An 18,051-nucleotide genomic window follows, 5' to 3' on the forward strand; every position below is an offset into this window, starting at 1 on the left:
ACATACCAAGACATAGGCCAAGACATAGGGTCGCAGCCAGATTACACAATGGCGGCCTTACGCAATGGTGAACACAAACCCGCGTCAGGCGACGAAAACCCGGCCGCCACGACCGGGTGCGGCGGCTCAAAACTGAGCCTCTGGAACGGTGGAATGGCCCGGCCAGCCGCCAGATATCCCGATCCGGCGCCCAGACCCGGCACCGCCAGCACCCGGTCAGCCTGCCACAGAGCCGGCAGGGAAAAACGGGCCGGGGCCGGCGGCGCGGTGCGGGCCAGGTCCGGGCGCAGGCGCCGGACCTCGGACCAGCCCGCGACGGTCAGGGCGCCGACCGCCATGTCCGCCTGCCGGTAGGCAGGATCCAGGCAAAACGCAAACCTTCCGTCCCACCGGCCACGCTCCCTGGCGGCCACAGGGCGCGTTCGCGCCACTTCGCGCACTACCAGCAGGGCCGCACCGCGGACGACCACATGGCAGCCGGCCAGTGTCGCCCCTCCGGCCCCGGCGATGAGTCGCGTCGCCGCCCTGTCCGCCTGCCGCAGCCGCGGGTAGGGCACACCGGCAATGCACCGGCACAGGACCTCCAGCAAACCTGTCAGGGCAGTTGGCGAGAGGGCGCGCCAGCGGTTCAGCCAGGCGAAACCGCGCGCGTCGATGCAGACATGGCGGGCCGCCAGCCAGGCGACACCGCAGGCATCGGACCAGCGCATCGCGGCGGCGGACGCGGCCTGCCGCAGCCACCATGCGGAACCGCCGGCGGCGGCTTCGTCCGGCATCCCGCCCCTTGCCGCCGCATCCTGCTGTTTCAGGTGGTGGCGCATGCGACTGCGCCGCCATGCGTGGTCGTGGTTTGATGGATCCTCGATCCACGTTTCCCCCAACTGGCGAAGAGCCAGCCGGAGATCAGCCGGCGACACCGCCAGGAGCGGTCGCAGGACACGCAAACGGGGGAGGAAGAGCTGCGCGCTCATGCCCGCCCGGCCGGCCGTGCCCGAGCCGCGTTCCGCCCGCATGGCGGCGGTCTCTGCCTGGTCCAGCGCCTGATGACCGAACAGCAGATGAAGCACGTTGTGATCTTCGCACCAGCGCCCCAGCAGGTCGTAGCGCGCCTGGCGCGCCGCCGCCTGCACCCCGGTGGCGGGCTTCCGGCCCGCCCAGACCAGACGGTGGTGGGGGATGCCCCGGGCGGCCAGACGCGACCCCAGGGCGGCACACTCGGCGGCGGACTCCGACCGCAGGCCATGATCAACCGTCAGCGCCGTCACCTGGCCGCCGACGGCAGCCGTCCAGCGCCGGGCGAAATGCAGCAGGGCCACGCTGTCCGGCCCGCCAGAGACGGCTATGGCCAGGTGCGGGCAGGGTTCGAAAGGCCGGAAGAGGGCCATGGCCCGGCGAAAGGCGTCCTCACCCGGCAACCACCGATCCGGCAGGCAGGGCTGCGCCGCCGCACGGTCAGGCCCCGGCGCACCCCGGGTCAGAACGCGCGCCGGGCCAACCGTCATCGCGGTCAGGGACAGGACAGGTTGTCGCGCTCCGCCGCCATGCGCTGACGGATATTGCTGGCGATCGTGCGGAAGGCGGCATCCAGCTCGTCGAAGGTGGCGCAAGCCTGCTCGTTGCGGCCAAGACGCGCCAGGGACATACCAAGCTTCAGCAAATAGTCCGGCCCCTTGGTGCTGGCCGGGTAGGTCTGGTAGCCATCAACGAACGCCAGTGCCGCATTCTCAAAATCACTGCGCACATAGTAGGTTTCCCCCAGCCAGTACTGGGCGGCGGCGGCCAGATCGTCGGTCGGATGGGTCTCTACAAACTGACGCATGGCAATCTCCGCCGCGGCGAAGTCCTGGGCGAGAAGCAGGCGGCGCGCCTCATCATACTGCTCCTGCGGCGTACCGGCGGTCGGGCGGGCGGCCGCTGTCGTCGGCGCAGGATCGGCCGCCGCCGCCACGGCGCCGCCGGTTGCGCCGTCCTCCAGCGCACGCAGACGGAAATCCATGTCAGCAACCAGCTTGTCCAGACGCTCGCGCACCTGACGGATCTCGAAGGAAAGCTCCTCCACCAGGCCGGTGGTGGTGCGCAATTCCGATTCGAGCGTCTGCAGGCGAACCAGAAGGGCCGCGGTGTCAGCCGGCGCAGCCGATGCCGCCTGGGCAGCCTGGCCCTGGGCAGCCTGGCGGAAGACCTGCTGCTCCAGGGTGGACAGGGACCGTTCGAGGCTCTGGATGCGGGCGAGCAGCGCCTGAATGTCGTTCGGCTGCACGGTCTGGCCGGCGGCTGGCAGAGAGAACAGGAGCCCGGCAGCCACAATCAGCCCGCCGGCAAAGGCGGCCAGATGGCGGCCAGCCAGCCCCAAGAGCGGCCCGAAGGTTGACAGTAGCGACGTCATGTCCGGTCCCTGATAGGCCCAGTCCTGGGCAACAAAAAGGCGGCGGACGACAGGCGACCGGACCTTGCGGCCCTTATCCTGTACGACCCGCCACCTGAACATGACGGCCATAGCCGCCCGATCCTCGACACGTCTGCAGCGGCTGCGGGCGGGCACACCGGCCCGCCCGCGCCTCTGCGGTCCTTACTCGGCGGGATTGACCACCGTTACCGCCCGACGATTCAGCGCCCATGCAGCCTCGTTGCTGCCGAGAACGGCAGGGCGTTCCTTGCCGAAGCTGATGACGGTCACACGGCTGCCGTCGACACCCAGCGCAACCAGGAACTCCTTGGCTGAATTGGCACGACGCTCACCCAGTGCGAGGTTGTACTCCCGCGTACCACGCTCGTCCGCATGGCCCTCGATGGTGACCGTCACAGACGGGTTGCGGGCAAGCCACTGCGCCTGCGCGCGCAGGGCATTCTGGGCCTCGTCCGTCAGGTCGAACTTGTCAAAGGCGAAATAGACACGGTCGCCAACATTGACAGCCAGGTCCTCTTGCGACCCCGGCACAATGCCAACCGCCGCAGCGACCTGCGGTGCGGCAGCCGCTCCGCCGCCAGCGTCGGCACCGGCACCCTGATCGCCAGCCGTGGTACATGCGGCCAGCAGAAACAGACCCGCGATAAGGGTAACGACTTTAGTCTTCATCTTACGATATCCCCCTCGGCGACATCCGGATGGTAACGGAGCCTGGGTGTCTCCCGGATATACACCGACAGACCCAAAGGCTGCGTGGAGTCGCCGGTGCGCCAGTTGCAGCTTCCACTTATTCTATACTTTGAGAACCCTAAGGAATCAAGGGCGACCAAGCGGGGTCTGAGCCGTCTGACGGCGTCAGAATCTGACGCTCGTTGAACCCGGTCAGATCAATGGAATGCAGGCGTACCGCCTTGCGCAGGCCCCCGGGATCAACGTCGGTCTCCTTAAAAAAGATCAAAACCCGACCATTGGGGGCCCAGGTCGGCGCTTCCACCCAGTCGCCCTCCGCCAGCAACCGCTCGCCGCTGCCGTCCGGCGCCATGACGCCGATAAAGGCCCGCCCGCCGGTCAGTTTGGTGAAAGCGATCAGATCGCCACGCGGCGACCAGACCGGGGTCAGATAGCGCCCCTTGCCGAAGCTGATGCGCCGGGGGTCGTCGCCGTCCGCATCCATTACATAGATCTGTGGGGTGCCGCCGCGGTCGGACGTGAAAGTGATCTGGCTGGCGTCCGGTGAATAGCTGGGTGAGGTATCAATCGCCGGGTTCTTGGTCAGGCGGCGCACCGCCCGGGTGCGCAGATCCATGGTGTAGACCTCCGAATTGCCAGCCGTGGCCAGGCTCATGATCACCTGATTGCCGTTGGGCGAAAAGCGCGGCGCGAAGGTCATGCCAGGAAAATCACCAAGCAGTTCGCGCTGGCCCGATTCGATATTCAGCAGATAGACGCGCGGCTCATCGTTCTCATAGGACAAGTAGGTAATCTCCTGAGCCGCCGGTGAAAAGCGTGGCGTCAGCACCAGAAAACTGCCGTCAGTCAGAAAGCGGTGATTGGCACCGTCCTGGTCCATGATGGCCAGACGCTTGATCCGGGCATCGCCGGGGCCGGATTCCGATACATAGACGACTCGCGTATCGAAATAGCCCGACTCGCCGGTCAGGCGCTCATAGATCTTGTCGGAGATAAGGTGGGCCACACGACGCCAGTTCTGCGGCTGGGTGGTGAAACGCTGGCCTTCCATCTGCGTCTCAGCGAAAACGTCCCACAGTCGAAACTCCACCTGCAGCGTGCCATCGGCCTGCAGGTCCGCGGCCCCATGGACCAGCCCCTGGGCATTGATGATTCGCCAGTCCCCGAAGCGCGGCCGGGAATTGACGGCGGTAGCGGTATCGATGAACGATGCCGGGTCGATTGGCCGGAACAGGCCGGAACGCTCCAGATTGGCGCTGATCACCTGACTGATCTCGCGACCGATGCGGGTTGCGTCGCCGCCCTCGCCCTGAAACGGCACGATGGCAACCGGCACCGGTTCCACCTGGCCGCGAGTGATGTCGATCCTGAGTTCGGCCCGCGCCGGCGCCGCCAGCAGCACGACCGCAAGCAACATCAGACCGGACAAGAGAACCCCGCGCCGCCAAAGCGGTCGGGTCGGCAGCGTTTCAGTCATGAGCGGATCATGTCCCTTGGATTGAATGACAGAATAAACGACTTCCACTCTTCGTATTTGCCGGCGGGAAGGCGCAGTGGACTGCAGATGTGGACCGCGCGACGGGCGCTTTCGGCGACGCTGCGATAGAACGGATCCGACATGCGACTGAGACTCTGGATCTCGGCCCGCAGAACTTCGCCGTCAGGATTGACGTCCACCGCCACGTCTACCACCATTTCGCCGACCCCGCGGGCGCCAACCGGTACGCTCCAGCAGCCATAGATCTGCTGGCGGATGGCGTCGATCTCGCTGAGGGTCATGCGGGCGCCGTCACGCACCTGCGGCGGCTGTGGCTCGGTTGCCGCCTGCGCTGCGGCCTGGGGCTCACTCTCTTCGGCCGACTGTGACTGGCGCCGTTCCGTGAGATCGCGCAGCACCGAGCCGAAATCGAGCCGGTTTTCGTCCGCGGGCCGGCGGCGCACGGCGACAGCCGGGTCGCTCTGGCGCGGCTGCACCTGCGTCTGTTCGGCCGGCGCGGCCGGCGGCACCGCCGGTACGGGCTCCGGCACTGCCTTCGCCACCTCCAGTGGCGGCGGCGGGGCGACCGCCTGCGGCGGCGAGGGCGGCGGGCTTGCCGGCTCCGGTGGCGGCGCCTGGGGCGGTGGCTGCGGCCGGCTTACCACTTCCGGTTCCGGCAGCGCCTGCGGCACCCGCCGCGGCGCCTGTGTGATCTGATCGATCTCGACCACATCGATGGGGATCACATTAGGCGGCGGCGGCAACGGACGCGCCAGAAACGGCACGCCGAAAATGGCGACAACGCCCAGCACCACGTGCGCCGCAATGGATGTGCCCAGTCCGCGCATCGCTATCGGTCAGGGCGCGCCGCCCGCCTCCGTATCCGGCACCGCCACCTCGGCCACCAGCGCAACGCGAACAAAACCGGCCTGACTGATCAATCCCATAACCTGCATGACCCGCCCATAGTCGATGGCACGGTCACCGCGAACATAGATGCGGGCTTCGGTATTCTCTTCCGTCACGGCAAGCAGACGCGGCACCAGTGTCGCGGAGTCGATCTCTGTCTCCTGCAGATAGATGCGCCCCTCCGCATCAACCGAAACGACCACGGGTTCCACCGAGTCGGTCAGTGGCCGGGCGTCCGTCCGGGGCAGATCGACCGACACGCCGGCGGTCAGCAATGGCGCCGTGACCATGAACACGATCAGGAGAACCAGCATTACGTCGACAAACGGCGTGACGTTGATATCGCTCATGGGCCGGTAGGTACGGCGGCGGGACGGACCGGCGGAGCGACCGATGGACCCGCCAGTGAGATTGCCGGCCATGGCTACTCTGATTCCTCAATGCGTCGCGACAGAATGGCGCTGAACTCGCTGGTGAAGTCGTCCAGACGCGCCGCATAGCGGGCAATATCCTGACCCAGCTTGTTGTAGGCGACCACCGCCGGGATGGCGACAGCGAGGCCCAGAGCCGTAGCAAACAGCGCTTCAGCGATACCCGGAGCCACGGTCACCAGGGTCGTATTCTGGGTCGCGGCGATGGAACGGAACGAGTTCATGATGCCCCATACCGTGCCGAACAACCCGACAAACGGCGCCACCGATCCGGCGGTAGCGAGGAAGATCATGTAACGCTCCAGGCGCGACGTCTCCCGCCCCATGGTGGTTTCCATCGAGCGTTCGATACGATTGCGAACCGAGCCCGCCGCATGGCGCAGCGCCGGACTGTCGAGAGACCGCCGCCACTCACGCATGGCGGCGGAGAATATGCTCGACATGGGTTCGGCCGGCGTCTGGCCTTCGTGCTCATACAGATCATCAAGCGAGCCGCCGGACCAGAAGCGATCCTCGAAGGCGTCCGTCTGCTGATTGATGCGGCGAAGGCGAAGCCATTTTTCGAAGATGATCGCCCACGACCAGATCGAACTGGCGAACAGCAGCAGCAACACCGTCTGCACCACGGGATCAGCCTTCACGATGAGCCCGATGAACGAAAAATCCGCAGCCCCCACGGATGTCCCGATGGTGACGGATTCGACGACGCTATTTTCCATACCCTGGCCTTCCTCCCCTGTGCTGTATGGCCAATGTCCGTCCTGACAGACGGGCTCAGCCGGCTCCGACCCCGCGGGCAGCGGGTGACCTGACCACGTCTTTTCGACGTGAAAATGGCAAATCCGACTCAAGTTTGGCGAAAGCGGCGCGTACCGGGCCCGGTATCCGGGCCGCCCGCCCGTCCCGTACGCAAACGATGGTCACGAACAGTTCAACCAGGGTGAGGGCCTCGCGGCGGATCGTCTGGTTGAGGTCCAGATGGGCCGGTCCCTGCCCGACCAGGGCGCTTTCCACCGTCAGCACATCGTCCAGATGGGCCGGCCGGTGAAAGTCACAGACGCACCGCCGCACCGCCAGAGCCAAACCCTGGGTCCGGCGCAGCATCTCCTGCTCGACCCCGAGACTGCGCAGAAACTCTGTCCGCGCCCGCTCCGCATAGCGCAAGTAGTTGGCGTAATAGACAACGCCGCCGGCGTCGGTGTCTTCGTAATAGACGCGGACGTCGTGGCGATGGCCGCCGCCGGCGCTGCCCTGGCCTGTGGCTGGCCGCCGGTCAAGGGTCATGGCTATCCGGGTCCGGCTCATCCAGGTCCGGGTCGGCGCCGGCCAGCAAGCTGAGCTGCGCCGCCGCCGGCGGCGCCAGATCCAGGTGGCGCCACGCCCCTTCGGACAGGACCCGGCCACGCGGTGTGCGGTGCAGCATCCCCTGCTGCAGCAGGAAGGGCTCAATCACCTCTTCCAGCACGTCACGCTGTTCCGACAGGGCGGCGGCAATGGTCTCCACGCCGACGGGCCCGCCGCCATAATTCTCAGCGATACACCGCAGATAGCGCCGGTCCATGGCGTCCAGACCGCTGCCATCCACCGCCAGCCGCAGCAGCGCCGCGTCGGCCACGCGCGCGGTCACTTCGCTGACCTGATCCACCGCCGCGAAGTCCCGCACCCGGCGCAACAGGCGCAGGGCAATGCGCGGTGTGCCGCGGGCGCGGCGGGCGATTTCCGCCGCGCCGTCGTCGCTGATCACCATGTCCAGCAGACCGGCGGCGCGACGCACGATGATCTCCAGGTCGCGCGGCGCATAGAAAGACAGGCGAAGCGGTATGCCAAAGCGTTCGCGCAGGGGCGACGCCACCAGGCCGGTGCGGGTGGTGGCCCCAACCAGTGTGAAGGGCGGCAGGCTGATACGGATGGACCGCGCGCCCGGGCCCTCGCCGATCAGCAGGTCCAGCTCAAAGTCCTCCATGGCCGGATAAAGGATTTCCTCCACCGCCGGGTTGAGACGGTGGATTTCATCAATGAACAGAACGTCGCGCGGTTCCAGATTGGTGAGAATCGCCGCCAGGTCCCCGGCCCTGGCCAGAACCGGGCCGGAGGTGGCGCGAAAGCCGGTGCGCAGCTCACGCGAGACAATCTGCGCCAGGGTGGTCTTGCCGAGGCCCGGCGGGCCATAGAGCAGCACATGATCAAGCGCCTCGTCGCGCTGGCGGGCGGCGGCGATGAAAACGGAGAGGTTGCCACAAAGATCCGGCTGACCGACGAAATCCGCCAGCCGTTGCGGTCGGAGCCCGCTTTCGACCGTGTCGCCGGTCTGCGGTCCGGCCGCCACATCGCGGCCCGCGCCGCCGGCGCCATCCGTATCGGCGGCGGCCACAGGGTCGCGCGGCGCGGCGTGGTCCGGACGCTGGCCTGAGCGCTGGTTGGAGCGTCGACCAGAAGGACGGCTCACGATGCCAGCTCCCGCAGGCTCTCGCGGATCAGGGACTCAAGGGCGGCATCCGGTCCCAGTCGGCGCTCGGCCGCCGCCAGGGCGGCGAAGGCCTCACTGCGGCCGTAGCCCAGATTGGCCAGCACCGACAAAGCCGATCCGCCGGTCCGGTCATCATCGAACACAGCCGGCGCGGCGCCGTCGGCACCGGCCGCCAAAGCGCCGGACATCAGGGCCAGGGTGGTCGCCCGGTCCTTCAACTCCGTAGTGATGCGCGCCGCCAGTTTCGGCCCGACGCCATCAGCCGCCGTCAGGGCACGGCGGTCGTCAGCGGCAATGGCCTGCGCCAGGCGGCGCGGCGGCATGACCGACAGGACCGCCAGGGCCAGCCGACCGCTGACGCCCTGCACCCCGTTCAGCAAACGAAACCAGTCACGCTCCGCCGGTTCGGCGAACCCATAGAGGCGAATATGGTCCTCGCCCACGTCGGTTTCGATCAGCAGGCTGACCTTACGTCCATGGCCCGGCAACTGGGCCAGCGTCACCGCCGACGCCTGCACCAGATAGCCAACGCCGGACACATCAATAATGAGGTGATCGCCCCGCACCTCGTCCACCAGTCCGGTAAGCTTGCCGATCACCGGCCGCGTCCGTTGCCCGCGGCGGCGTGGTAGTTGTCCCAGGTGGCCGTGGTAGCGGCGGCCGTGCTGCCGGCGCCCACCCGCTGCGCGGTGGCCGCCAGATGGGCATGACAGATGGCCACGGCCAGAGCGTCAGCGGCATCGTGGCTGGCAGGTCGGGCGGTCGGCAGAATGCGCCGGACCATGAGCGCCACCTGATCCTTGGCGGCATGGCCGACGCCGACGACGGTCTTCTTGACCAGATTGGCGGCATATTCATGAACCGGCAGTCCGGCCGCGGCCGGCGCCATCAGAACCACACCGCGCGCCTGACCGAGTTTCAGGGCAGAGGCCGGGTTGCGATTGACGAAGGTCTCCTCCACCGCCGCGGTATCCGGCCGGTGATCGGCGATAACCGCCCCCACGCCGTCAAACAGGGCAACCAGCCGCAGAGCCAGAGAGTCGCCGCCGGACGTGTCGATCACACCACTTGCCATATGGTCGAGGCGGTTGCCGGTGAGAGAAATAACGCCCCAGCCGGTGCGGCGCAGACCGGGATCGAGACCGAGAATGATCATCGCCGCCAGCCCGCCATCGCCGGACCGCGGCTCATTCAGCCCTCAAGCCGCGCCGCAACATCGTCGGACAGCTCAGCATTGGCCGAGACATCCTGCACATCGTCCGATTCCTCCAGGGCGTCGATCAGGCGAAACAGGGCCTCGGCGCCGTCCTGATCCAGGTCAACCGTAGTAGTCGGACTCCACACCAGGCGCACACTCTGCGGCGCGCCGATACGCTCTTCCAGCGCTTCGGCCACGGTGTGCAGATCACCCGCCTGGCAGGTAATGACGTGTCCGTCCTCGCCTGAGTCCACGTCGTCGGCGCCGGCCTCCAGCGCCCCTTCAAACATCGCCTCAGGAGCCGCCGCATCTGCCGAATAGCGAATCTCGCCGACCCGGTTGAATAGGAAATGGACCGAACCGGTTTCACCCAGGCTGCCGCCATTCTTGTTAAACAGAGAGCGAATCTCCGCCGCCGTCCGGTTGCGATTGTCGGTCACGGCCTCGACCATGATGGCGACACCGCCCGGGCCATAGCCCTCATAGCGGATTTCTTCATAGTTGCTGTCATCACCGGCACCGCTGCCCTGCTGGACCGCCCGCTGAATACGGTCCTTGGGCATATTGGCGCGCTTGGCATCGGTAATCGCAGCGCGCAGTCGGGCGTTGGCGTCCGGGTCCGTCCCGCCAAGCCGCGCGGCGGCGACAATTTCCCGCCCCAGACGGGTGAACAGCTTGGCGCGCTTGGCATCCTGCGCGCCCTTGCGGAACATGATGTTCTTAAACTGGGAATGCCCCGCCATGGGATGTCAAACCGGTTCGTGGCCGCACAGGACTAGCGTCGCCCGAGCGGGCCCGTGGCCCGCCCTTGGCGCATGCAATAGCATACCACGATTCCCTATATATAGGGCCCAGTTCCCTCCGCACCCCTTTATAGGGGCTTATAGGAGCCTGCTACGGTCGGCAGGACGCTGGCCGGGTCAGACCGTATCCAGCAGGATCAGGGGCGGCGGCGGCGAATCGCCCGGCCAGGCCGGCGACAATACGCCGCCCAGGCGCACAGGCGCCTGTCGTCTGGCCAGGCCGGTAGCGTCATCGGTCTCCACAAACAGGCCGCACAGGCTGGGCTCGCCGCCGGCAACCCCGGCCGGATGGGCCATGGGCAGCTTGCGCACAAAACGCTGGACCCAGTGGTCAGTGTCGTAGCCGATCACCGAATTATAGTCGCCACACATGCCGGCATCGCTCTGATAGGCGGTGCCGCCGGGCAGGATGTGATTGTCGGCGGTGGGCACATGGGTATGGCTGCCGACCACGACGCTGACCCGTCCATCCACGGCATGCGCCAGCGCCTGCTTCTCCGACGTGGCCTCCCCATGCACGTCAAGAATGATGGCATCGGCCGCGCCGCCCAGGGAATAGCGTTCGAGTGCCCGCTCGGCCGCCTGGAAGGGGTCATCCATCGGCTCCATGTGGACGCGACCGATGACATGAATGACCGCCACCTTGCGCCGGCCGCGCGCGTCAAACAGGCCGGCGCCGAGGCCGGGCGACCCCGGCGGAAAATTGAGCGGCCGCAGCAGGCGCGGATCACTGTCGATATAGGCGATGATCTCGCGCTGACCCCACACCCAGTTGCCGGTGGTCAGCACATCGACCCCGGCGGCATAGAAGTCGCGGGCCATCTGCACCGTCAGGCCACGCCCGCCGGCTGCGTTCTCGCCATTGACCACGACAAAATCCAGGTCCAGCGCCTGACGCAGGCCCGGCATGGTGCCCATCACGGCGGAGCGGGCGGCGCGTCCGACCACATCGCCAAGAAACAGAATCCGCATCAGCCCGCCTGACCTGTCGACGCCGCAGACCCGGAAAAGGCCCGCGCGCCGTCGTCCGTGACAATCCAGTCGAGCGGCTGGTCGAAGGACTCGCGAGGCACCGCGGCGACTTCTTGTGCGGCAAAGGCAATGCCCACGGCCAGAACGGACCCGGCGCCGCGCAGTTCGGCCAGGGTGCGATCGTAATATCCACCGCCATAGCCCAGGCGATAACCGGCGCTATCAAAGGCCAGCAACGGCACGATCACCAGACTGGGGACGACCGATTCGGCGCTGTCTTCCGGCACCGGAATAGAGAACGGTCCGGGCACCAGCGCCGCACCCGGCGTCCAGCGGCGAAACCGCAGGGGCTTGCCACGCCCCTGCATGACCGGCAGGCCAACCGCATGGCCCTGTTCCACCAGAGCGGTGAGCAACGGCACGGTGCTGATCTCGCTGCGTGTCGCCCAGAAGCCTGACACCGGTTCACCGGGCCGGCGGGGGATGGCCGCCATGAAATTGTCGCGCAGACGACGAGCGGCGGCAGGTCCGCCGTCGCCGCTCTGCGAATCGCGCAGCACCATCATTTGGGCCCGCAAGGCACTCTTGGCGGCGACTATAGCCGCCGTGCCGTGCGCGGCAGACGGTGATTGAGGCGCGGGGGTGGAGTTCATGGTTTTGATATGTCGCTGCAGAGTCAGGCAATCGGCTGGCACAAAGGCCGGCGGCCGGGGCGGGTCATGTTGGGCGACGGAAGGTCAGCCAGTGAAGCCATCGGCACAGGCCCGCTCAAGCGCCGCATGTCGGGCCGGGCCCGGGCCCGGCCCGGGTGAGGAAAAATTGGGCGGCGCCACCTCGGCCGTCAGCATTATGATTCCTCTGTGGCCTGCGTATGCAGGTGGGCGCCATATATCCTGGCCAGGGCCAGAACAGGGACAGCTCCCGAGAGAAACGATCAGCCCCAGGGAATGCGATGCCAACGAACCGCGCAGCCACCGCCCGGCAGGGAATCTAGGTGGCCGCGAGGCGCGCGGCAAGTCTGTTGACGCGGTCGGCGGCGGCGGCCAGCCCGCTGGCCACGGTCTGGTCATGAGCCGCGCCGGCGGCGGCGCGATTGTCGTCCTCCGCCGCCAGGGAGTCGCGCAGCTCACCCAATTCATCGGCAATCAGCAGGCCGGCCATGACCAGCAGGCGGGCATCGCCGATCTGGCCCAAGGCCCCGGACAGTTCCGCGACGCGACTGTCCACGTAGCGGCCAAGCTCCTGCAGATGGGATTCCTGTCCGTCATCACAGGCGATTTCATAGGCGCGGCCGTTGATAGTAATGCTGACCTGGGCCATGGCTCAGGCACCACCGGCGAGGGCTTGATTAATGCGGCTGATCGCCGCCTCCAGCCGCTCACCCGCCTCTGCGGCAAGTGCCGCCAGACGGGCATTCTCCGCCTCAAGACGGGCCATACGCTCCGCCGCGGCTGCCGCATCCGACGCCTTTGCCGCACTGCTCTTCCTCCAGCTTTCGACCGCAGTCTCCAGTCGGCCAAGGGCGTCGCTCAGTTTCTGTTGGGCGGCGTCGATGTCGCTCATATGGTGTCTCCTGCAGGCGCGGCGGGTCGGACTGTGGCGACCTTACGCCCTGCATTTTTTAACCGCAACGCGGCACCATCGCCAACGCGACGGCAGTTGACGGTGCCAGGGACGGGCGGCATGGTGCCGGTCATCCCCGCCGGCCCCGTGTGTCCCGACGTGAGTCCCGATACAGGCCCGTTCCAGACCAGGCAACGCTGCCATGACCCCGGCCGATCCGCTGAACCCCGCACCTGCCGCCGGCATCCTTTTGAATGCCGATGAGAAGCGCCACCGCGACATGGCCAACGCCGTCCGCGCGCTTGCCATGGATGCGGTGGAGGCGGCGAAGTCCGGCCACCCCGGCATGCCCATGGGCATGGCTGACGTGGCGACGGTTCTGCTGGACCGCTTCCTGCGCTTCGACCCGGCGCGGCCTGACTGGAGCGACCGCGATCGGCTGGTCCTGTCGGCCGGACATGGCTCGATGCTGCTCTACGCGCTGGGCTATCTGACCGGCTATGCGGACATGCCGATCGAAGAGTTGAAGCGCTTTCGCCAGCTCGGCAGCCGCACCGCCGGCCACCCGGAATATGGCCACGGGTCAATGATCGAGACCACCACCGGCCCGCTTGGCCAGGGCCTGGCGACCGGCGTCGGCATGGCCATCAGCGCCGAATTGATGGCGGCGCGGCACGGCCGCGATCTGGTGGATCATTATATCTATGTTATGGCCGGCGACGGCTGCCTGATGGAGGGAGTCAGCCAGGAGGCAATCTCACTGGCCGGGCACCTGCACCTCAGGCGGTTGATCGTCCTGTTTGACGACAACCGGATCACCATTGACGGGCCGACGGGCCTGTCCACGTCCGAAGATCAGTTGGGCCGCTTCACCGCCAGCGGCTGGGCCGTCGAACGCATCGACGGCCATGACCCCAAGGCCATTGCCCAGGCCATCGACACAGCGCGCAAGGCCGACCGCCCGTCCCTTATCGCCTGCCGCACGACCATCGGCTATGGCGCGCCGACCAAGGCGGGCACCGCCGCCGCCCATGGCGCCGCCCTGGGCGAGAAAGAGATTGCCGGCGCCCGCCAGACGCTCGATTGGCCGTACGCACCCTTCGACGTGCCGGCACCGATCCTGGCGGCGTGGCGGGGCACGGCCGGCCGCGGTGCGGCGGCACGCAGCGCCTGGGAGAAGCGCCTGGACGCCCTGCCGGCTGACCGTCGTGACGCCTATCGCGCGGCGCAACGGCATCATACGCCGCCTGGCCTGGACGCCTTGCTGGAGGAAATCAAGGGACAATTCGCTGGCCAGATGCCCAACTGGGCAACGCGCAAGTCCAGTCAGGAAGTGCTTGAAGTCATCACGCCGCGCATTGACCGCCTGATCGGCGGTTCGGCCGACCTGACCGGGTCCAACAATACAAAATCCAAAGTGATGACGCCGATCACAGCCGACGATTTCACCAATCGCTACCTGCACTACGGCATCCGCGAACACGGCATGGCGGCGGCCATGAACGGCATCGCCCTGCACGGCGGTTTCATCCCCTATGGCGGGACGTTCCTGGTGTTCAGCGACTATCTGCGGCCGGCGTTGCGCCTGTCGGCGTTGATGGGCCTGGGAGTGATCTATGTGCTGACCCACGATTCCATTGGCCTGGGCGAGGACGGACCGACTCACCAGCCGGTGGAGCATCTGGCAAGCCTGCGCGCGGTGCCCAACCTGCAGGTCTTTCGCCCGGCCGACGCCATTGAGACGGCAGAGTGCTGGATTCTGGCTTTGAAAAGCCGCACCACGCCATCGGTACTGGCGCTGAGTCGGCAGAACCTGCCAGCGCTGCGCAATGACAGCGGGCGCGACAATCGCTGCGCCCGCGGCGCCTATGTACTGGCCGAGGCCGAGGGCGCCAGGCAGGTCACCCTGCTGGCTACCGGGTCGGAGGTGCATCTGGCCATGGCGGCGCGGGATCTGCTGGCCCGGGAAGGGGTTGCCGCGGCGGTCGTCTCCATGCCGTGCTGGGAGTTGTTCGACAGCCAGGATGAGACCTATTGTCGGGCCGTGCTGGGCACGGCGCCGCGCGTTGCGGTAGAGGCGGCCGTGGCGTTTGGCTGGACCCGCTATGTGGCGAGCGAAGACGATGTGGTGGCCATGCCGGGCTTTGGCGCCTCGGCCCCGGCCGACGACCTGTACAATCATTTCGCCATCACGCCGCAAGCGATTGCCCAGCGCGCCCGGACGGTCATGAAACGGAGCGGCTGATTACCCGGCCACACCTCGTGCCGACTCCGACATCACAGCAGGGATAGACAGACATGCCAGTGCGCGTTGCCATCAATGGTTTCGGCCGCATCGGCCGCCTGGTCTTACGGGCGGTTCATGAATCGAAACGGCGCGACATTCAGGTCGTTGCCGTTAACGGCTCCGGCTCCATCGAGTCCAACGCCCATCTTCTGCGCCATGACTCGGTGCACGGCCCCTTCCCCGGCCGGATCAAGGAAACGCGCACCGGCATCGATATCGGCCGCGGCGTCATTCGCGTATTCAGTGAGCGTGATCCGACCCGTCTGCCGTGGGGCGCGCTGAAGGTGGATGTGGTGGTGGAATGCACCGGCAGCTTCACCAGCAAAGACGGAGCCGCCAAGCATCTGGAGGCCGGCGCCGGCAAGGTGCTGGTCTCGGCGCCCGCCACCGGCGCCGATCTGACGGTGGTTCAGGGAGTCAACGACCACAAGCTGAAGCGCGGCCACCGCATTGTCTCATGCGCCTCATGCACCACCAACTGTCTGGTGCCGGTGGTCTCCGTGCTGCACAAACTATGCGGTATAGCACAGGGCTATATGACCACCATCCATGCCTATACCGGCGATCAGAACACGGTGGACAAGAACCACCGTGATTTCCGCCGCGCCCGCGCCGCCGCCATCAATATTATTCCGACCTCAACCGGTGCGGCACGCTCGGTCGGCCTGGTCATGCCTGAACTGAAAGGCAGGCTGGACGGCACGGCGATCCGGGTGCCGACACCCAATGTGTCGCTGGTTGATTTCTCGTTCAACGCCAGCCGCAAGGTGACGGTGGAGGGCATCAACAAGGCCATGACCGCCGCCAGCCGTTCACCGCGTCTGAAGGGGATTCTCGAGGTCAATGAAGAGCCGCTGGTCAGCAGCGATTTCAACCACACCACCGCCTCGGCGATCTTTGACCTGACTCAGACCCAGGTGATCGGCGACCGCTTCGCCCGGGTCCTGGCCTGGTACGATAATGAGTGGGGCTATTCACACCGCATGGTGGATGTGGCGGCCGCCATGGGGCGGCTGAAACAGGCGCGGCGATGAATGCACCCGGCCGGGCCGGGCCACCAATCCTGCCTGCACCGGTGATCCGGGTGCGCGGACTGGAGGAGGCCCGCCTCGCCGCCGCCGCGGCGGCCGGCCTGGGCAAGGCCTTTTGCCTGGCCAGCCAGGAGGCGGCGTCGGCCTATGCCGGCGCCGGCTGGTTCGCCCGCATGGCCGCCACGGTTGCGGCGGAGTATCCCGGCACCGTTGCGCTTGCCATTCTCGATTGCGGTGACCGGGCCGGTGATGTCATGGCCGGGCTGGCGGAACCAGTTACCGCCATGCGTTATGACGGACCACCGGCGGTGGCCTCGAAACTGCGCGCCATGGCCGGCGAGGCCGGCATCCGGATGGTCGCCGAACTCGGCCCCTGCCTCGACCTGTCGCGCCAGGCAGACCCGGTCGCCGCCTGCCGCGCCTGGCTTGATGAAGCGCCAAGGGTCCCTGGAAGCGCCACGCCCGCCCGCAAACCGGCATGCCGGACACGGGCGTCATGACCGACGAACCCTACATGGGTGATTTTCCAGGCTGCCAGCTCTATCTGGTGACGCCGCCGGCGATTGATCTGGAACCCTTTGCCGATGCCCTGCAGCGGGCGCTGGACGGCGGCGCGGTGGCGGCGTTGCAATTGCGCCTCAAAGGCAGCGATGATGACAGTGTGCGACGCGCTGCTGCCCGCCTGCTGCCGTTGTGCCGCGGCCACGACGTGGTCTTCCTGCTCAACGACCGGCCCGATCTGGCGGTGGAAATGGGAGCGGACGGCGTCCATCTTGGCCAGGACGATACGCCAGCACGCGAAGCCCGCCGAATGATGGGCGCCGACGCGGTTATCGGTGTCACCTGCCACAACTCCCGCGATCTGGCGTTCCAGGCGGCGGAGGATGGCGCCGACTATGTGGCCTTCGGCGCCTTCTTTCCGACCCGCACAAAAGAGGCGAAGACCCGGGCGGAGCCGTGGCTGATCGCCTGGTGGCATGAGGTCGCGACCGTGCCGCAGGTGGCCATTGGCGGCATTACCGCCGCAAACTGTGCGCCGCTGGTAGCGGCGGGAGTGGATTTCCTCGCGGTTTCCGGCGGTGTGTGGAACCATTCGGAAGGCCCGACCAGAGCCGTGCAGGCGTTTCACACGGTCATCGCCCGTACGCCGGTCGACCCGTCCGTTGCGCGCGAAGGGGCGAGTTGATAGCTTCCGCGCCCTGCGCGCCCGCAGCCGGCGCGCCCTGCCTGCGAAAGCGTGCCCCATGAAAATCAACGGTAATGCCCTGCGTCCCGGCAACGTCATCGAGCACAAAGACCGCCTGTGGCGGGTGACGCGGGTGCAGCATACCCAGCCCGGCAAAGGCGGCGCGTATATGCAGGCGGAGCTGCGCGACCTGCGCAACGGCTCCAAGCTGAACGAGCGCTTTCGCTCGTCAGAAGAAGTGGAACGGGTCCGGCTTGAGCAGAAGTCGTTCCAGTATCTTTATGCAGACGGCGAACAGCATGTGTTCATGGACCCCGACTCCTATGAGCAGGTGACAATTCCCGCGTCCACCATCGGCGAAGAGCTGGTGCCGTTCCTGCAGGATGGGATGAGGGTGAGCATCGAATCCTATGAGGGCGAGGTTCTTGGCGTTGAACTACCGGACAATGTCATTCTGGAAGTGATCAACGCCGATGCGGTGGTCAAGGGCCAGACCGCATCGTCCAGCTTCAAGCCGGCGATGCTGAGTAATGGTGTGCGAATCATGGTGCCCCCTCACATCGAGGCCGGCGCACGGCTGGTAGTCAATCCGACAGAGCGGACCTACGTCGAGCGGGCCAGGGACTAGGC

At 66.8% G+C, this 18,051-nt stretch carries 21 protein-coding genes and 1 other RNA gene; 5 read left to right on the plus strand and 17 right to left on the minus strand.

Annotated elements, in window-relative coordinates:
- Positions 1 to 41: 41 nt before the first annotated feature.
- The 17 genes from tilS to RIE31_06395 form a co-directional block, all read right to left on the minus strand.
- Positions 42 to 1,415 carry a tRNA lysidine(34) synthetase TilS gene (gene tilS, locus RIE31_06315; protein MEQ8640199.1) on the minus strand — a complete coding sequence of 458 codons (1,374 nt, stop codon included), beginning with the start codon at positions 1,413 to 1,415 and terminating at the stop codon, positions 42 to 44.
- A gap of 92 nt (positions 1,416 to 1,507) precedes the next feature.
- Positions 1,508 to 2,386: a tol-pal system protein YbgF gene (gene ybgF, locus RIE31_06320; protein MEQ8640200.1), complete on the minus strand. Its 879-nt coding sequence runs from the start codon at positions 2,384 to 2,386 to the stop codon at positions 1,508 to 1,510.
- Between the two features lie 183 nt (positions 2,387 to 2,569).
- Positions 2,570 to 3,076: a peptidoglycan-associated lipoprotein Pal gene (gene pal, locus RIE31_06325; protein MEQ8640201.1), complete on the minus strand. Its 507-nt coding sequence runs from the start codon at positions 3,074 to 3,076 to the stop codon at positions 2,570 to 2,572.
- Between the two features lie 139 nt (positions 3,077 to 3,215).
- Positions 3,216 to 4,574, minus strand: a complete 1,359-nt coding sequence (gene tolB / locus RIE31_06330) for a Tol-Pal system beta propeller repeat protein TolB (GenBank protein ID MEQ8640202.1) — start codon at positions 4,572 to 4,574, stop codon at positions 3,216 to 3,218.
- Positions 4,571 to 5,422 (minus strand): cell envelope integrity protein TolA, encoded by an 852-nt coding sequence (locus RIE31_06335; protein ID MEQ8640203.1) that lies wholly within the window; start codon positions 5,420 to 5,422, stop codon positions 4,571 to 4,573. The genes tolB and RIE31_06335 overlap by 4 nt, the downstream gene beginning before the upstream one ends.
- Before the next feature lie 9 nt (positions 5,423 to 5,431).
- Positions 5,432 to 5,905, minus strand: a complete 474-nt coding sequence (tolR, locus tag RIE31_06340; protein MEQ8640204.1) for a protein TolR — start codon at positions 5,903 to 5,905, stop codon at positions 5,432 to 5,434.
- 2 nt (positions 5,906 to 5,907) lie between these two features.
- On the minus strand, positions 5,908 to 6,633 hold the full coding sequence (gene tolQ, locus RIE31_06345) for a protein TolQ (GenBank protein MEQ8640205.1): 726 nt from the start codon (positions 6,631 to 6,633) through the stop codon (positions 5,908 to 5,910).
- A 55-nt stretch (positions 6,634 to 6,688) separates the two neighbouring features.
- Positions 6,689 to 7,198: a tol-pal system-associated acyl-CoA thioesterase gene (gene ybgC / locus RIE31_06350; protein ID MEQ8640206.1), complete on the minus strand. Its 510-nt coding sequence runs from the start codon at positions 7,196 to 7,198 to the stop codon at positions 6,689 to 6,691.
- A complete protein-coding gene (ruvB, locus tag RIE31_06355) occupies positions 7,188 to 8,240 on the minus strand; it encodes a Holliday junction branch migration DNA helicase RuvB (GenBank protein MEQ8640207.1) in 1,053 nt (350 codons plus the stop codon). The genes ybgC and ruvB overlap by 11 nt, the downstream gene beginning before the upstream one ends.
- Positions 8,241 to 8,356: 116 nt before the next feature.
- Positions 8,357 to 8,980, minus strand: coding sequence for a Holliday junction branch migration protein RuvA (ruvA, locus tag RIE31_06360; GenBank protein MEQ8640208.1), 624 nt, complete (start codon positions 8,978 to 8,980; stop codon positions 8,357 to 8,359).
- The gene (gene ruvC / locus RIE31_06365; GenBank protein MEQ8640209.1) at positions 8,977 to 9,537 is read right to left on the minus strand and encodes a crossover junction endodeoxyribonuclease RuvC; all 561 of its coding nucleotides are present in this window, start codon (positions 9,535 to 9,537) and stop codon (positions 8,977 to 8,979) included. Before ruvC ends, ruvA begins: the two co-directional genes overlap by 4 nt.
- 35 nt (positions 9,538 to 9,572) lie before the next feature.
- Positions 9,573 to 10,322 (minus strand): YebC/PmpR family DNA-binding transcriptional regulator, encoded by a 750-nt coding sequence (locus tag RIE31_06370; protein ID MEQ8640210.1) that lies wholly within the window; start codon positions 10,320 to 10,322, stop codon positions 9,573 to 9,575.
- A gap of 177 nt (positions 10,323 to 10,499) precedes the next feature.
- Entirely contained in the window at positions 10,500 to 11,354 is an 855-nt protein-coding gene (locus RIE31_06375; protein ID MEQ8640211.1) for a TIGR00282 family metallophosphoesterase, read from the minus strand.
- Positions 11,354 to 12,007 carry a 5-formyltetrahydrofolate cyclo-ligase gene (locus tag RIE31_06380; protein MEQ8640212.1) on the minus strand — a complete coding sequence of 218 codons (654 nt, stop codon included), beginning with the start codon at positions 12,005 to 12,007 and terminating at the stop codon, positions 11,354 to 11,356. Before RIE31_06380 ends, RIE31_06375 begins: the two co-directional genes overlap by 1 nt.
- A gap of 169 nt (positions 12,008 to 12,176) precedes the next feature.
- Positions 12,177 to 12,331, minus strand: a non-coding RNA gene (gene ssrS, locus RIE31_06385) — 6S RNA.
- A gap of 13 nt (positions 12,332 to 12,344) precedes the next feature.
- Positions 12,345 to 12,674: a cell division protein ZapA gene (zapA, locus tag RIE31_06390; protein ID MEQ8640213.1), complete on the minus strand. Its 330-nt coding sequence runs from the start codon at positions 12,672 to 12,674 to the stop codon at positions 12,345 to 12,347.
- A gap of 3 nt (positions 12,675 to 12,677) precedes the next feature.
- Entirely contained in the window at positions 12,678 to 12,917 is a 240-nt protein-coding gene (locus RIE31_06395) for a hypothetical protein (GenBank protein MEQ8640214.1), read from the minus strand.
- Positions 12,918 to 13,119: 202 nt separating this feature from the next.
- Between RIE31_06395 and tkt the strand changes: the two genes are divergently transcribed.
- Genes tkt through efp form a run of 5 tightly spaced genes read left to right on the plus strand, consistent with a single transcriptional unit; the run spans position 13,120 to position 18,049 of the window.
- Entirely contained in the window at positions 13,120 to 15,162 is a 2,043-nt protein-coding gene (gene tkt, locus RIE31_06400) for a transketolase (GenBank protein MEQ8640215.1), read from the plus strand.
- A 53-nt stretch (positions 15,163 to 15,215) separates the two neighbouring features.
- The gene (gene gap, locus RIE31_06405; GenBank protein MEQ8640216.1) at positions 15,216 to 16,238 is read left to right on the plus strand and encodes a type I glyceraldehyde-3-phosphate dehydrogenase; all 1,023 of its coding nucleotides are present in this window, start codon (positions 15,216 to 15,218) and stop codon (positions 16,236 to 16,238) included.
- Positions 16,235 to 16,735 (plus strand): hypothetical protein, encoded by a 501-nt coding sequence (locus RIE31_06410; GenBank protein MEQ8640217.1) that lies wholly within the window; start codon positions 16,235 to 16,237, stop codon positions 16,733 to 16,735. Before gap ends, RIE31_06410 begins: the two co-directional genes overlap by 4 nt.
- Positions 16,732 to 17,421, plus strand: coding sequence for a thiamine phosphate synthase (thiE, locus tag RIE31_06415; protein MEQ8640218.1), 690 nt, complete (start codon positions 16,732 to 16,734; stop codon positions 17,419 to 17,421). The genes RIE31_06410 and thiE overlap by 4 nt, the downstream gene beginning before the upstream one ends.
- A gap of 58 nt (positions 17,422 to 17,479) precedes the next feature.
- Positions 17,480 to 18,049, plus strand: a complete 570-nt coding sequence (gene efp / locus RIE31_06420; protein MEQ8640219.1) for an elongation factor P — start codon at positions 17,480 to 17,482, stop codon at positions 18,047 to 18,049.
- Positions 18,050 to 18,051 lie beyond the last annotated feature (2 nt).

It is taken from the genome of Alphaproteobacteria bacterium (genome assembly GCA_040218575.1).
Lineage (GTDB): Bacteria > Pseudomonadota > Alphaproteobacteria > JAVJRE01 > JAVJRE01 > JAVJRE01.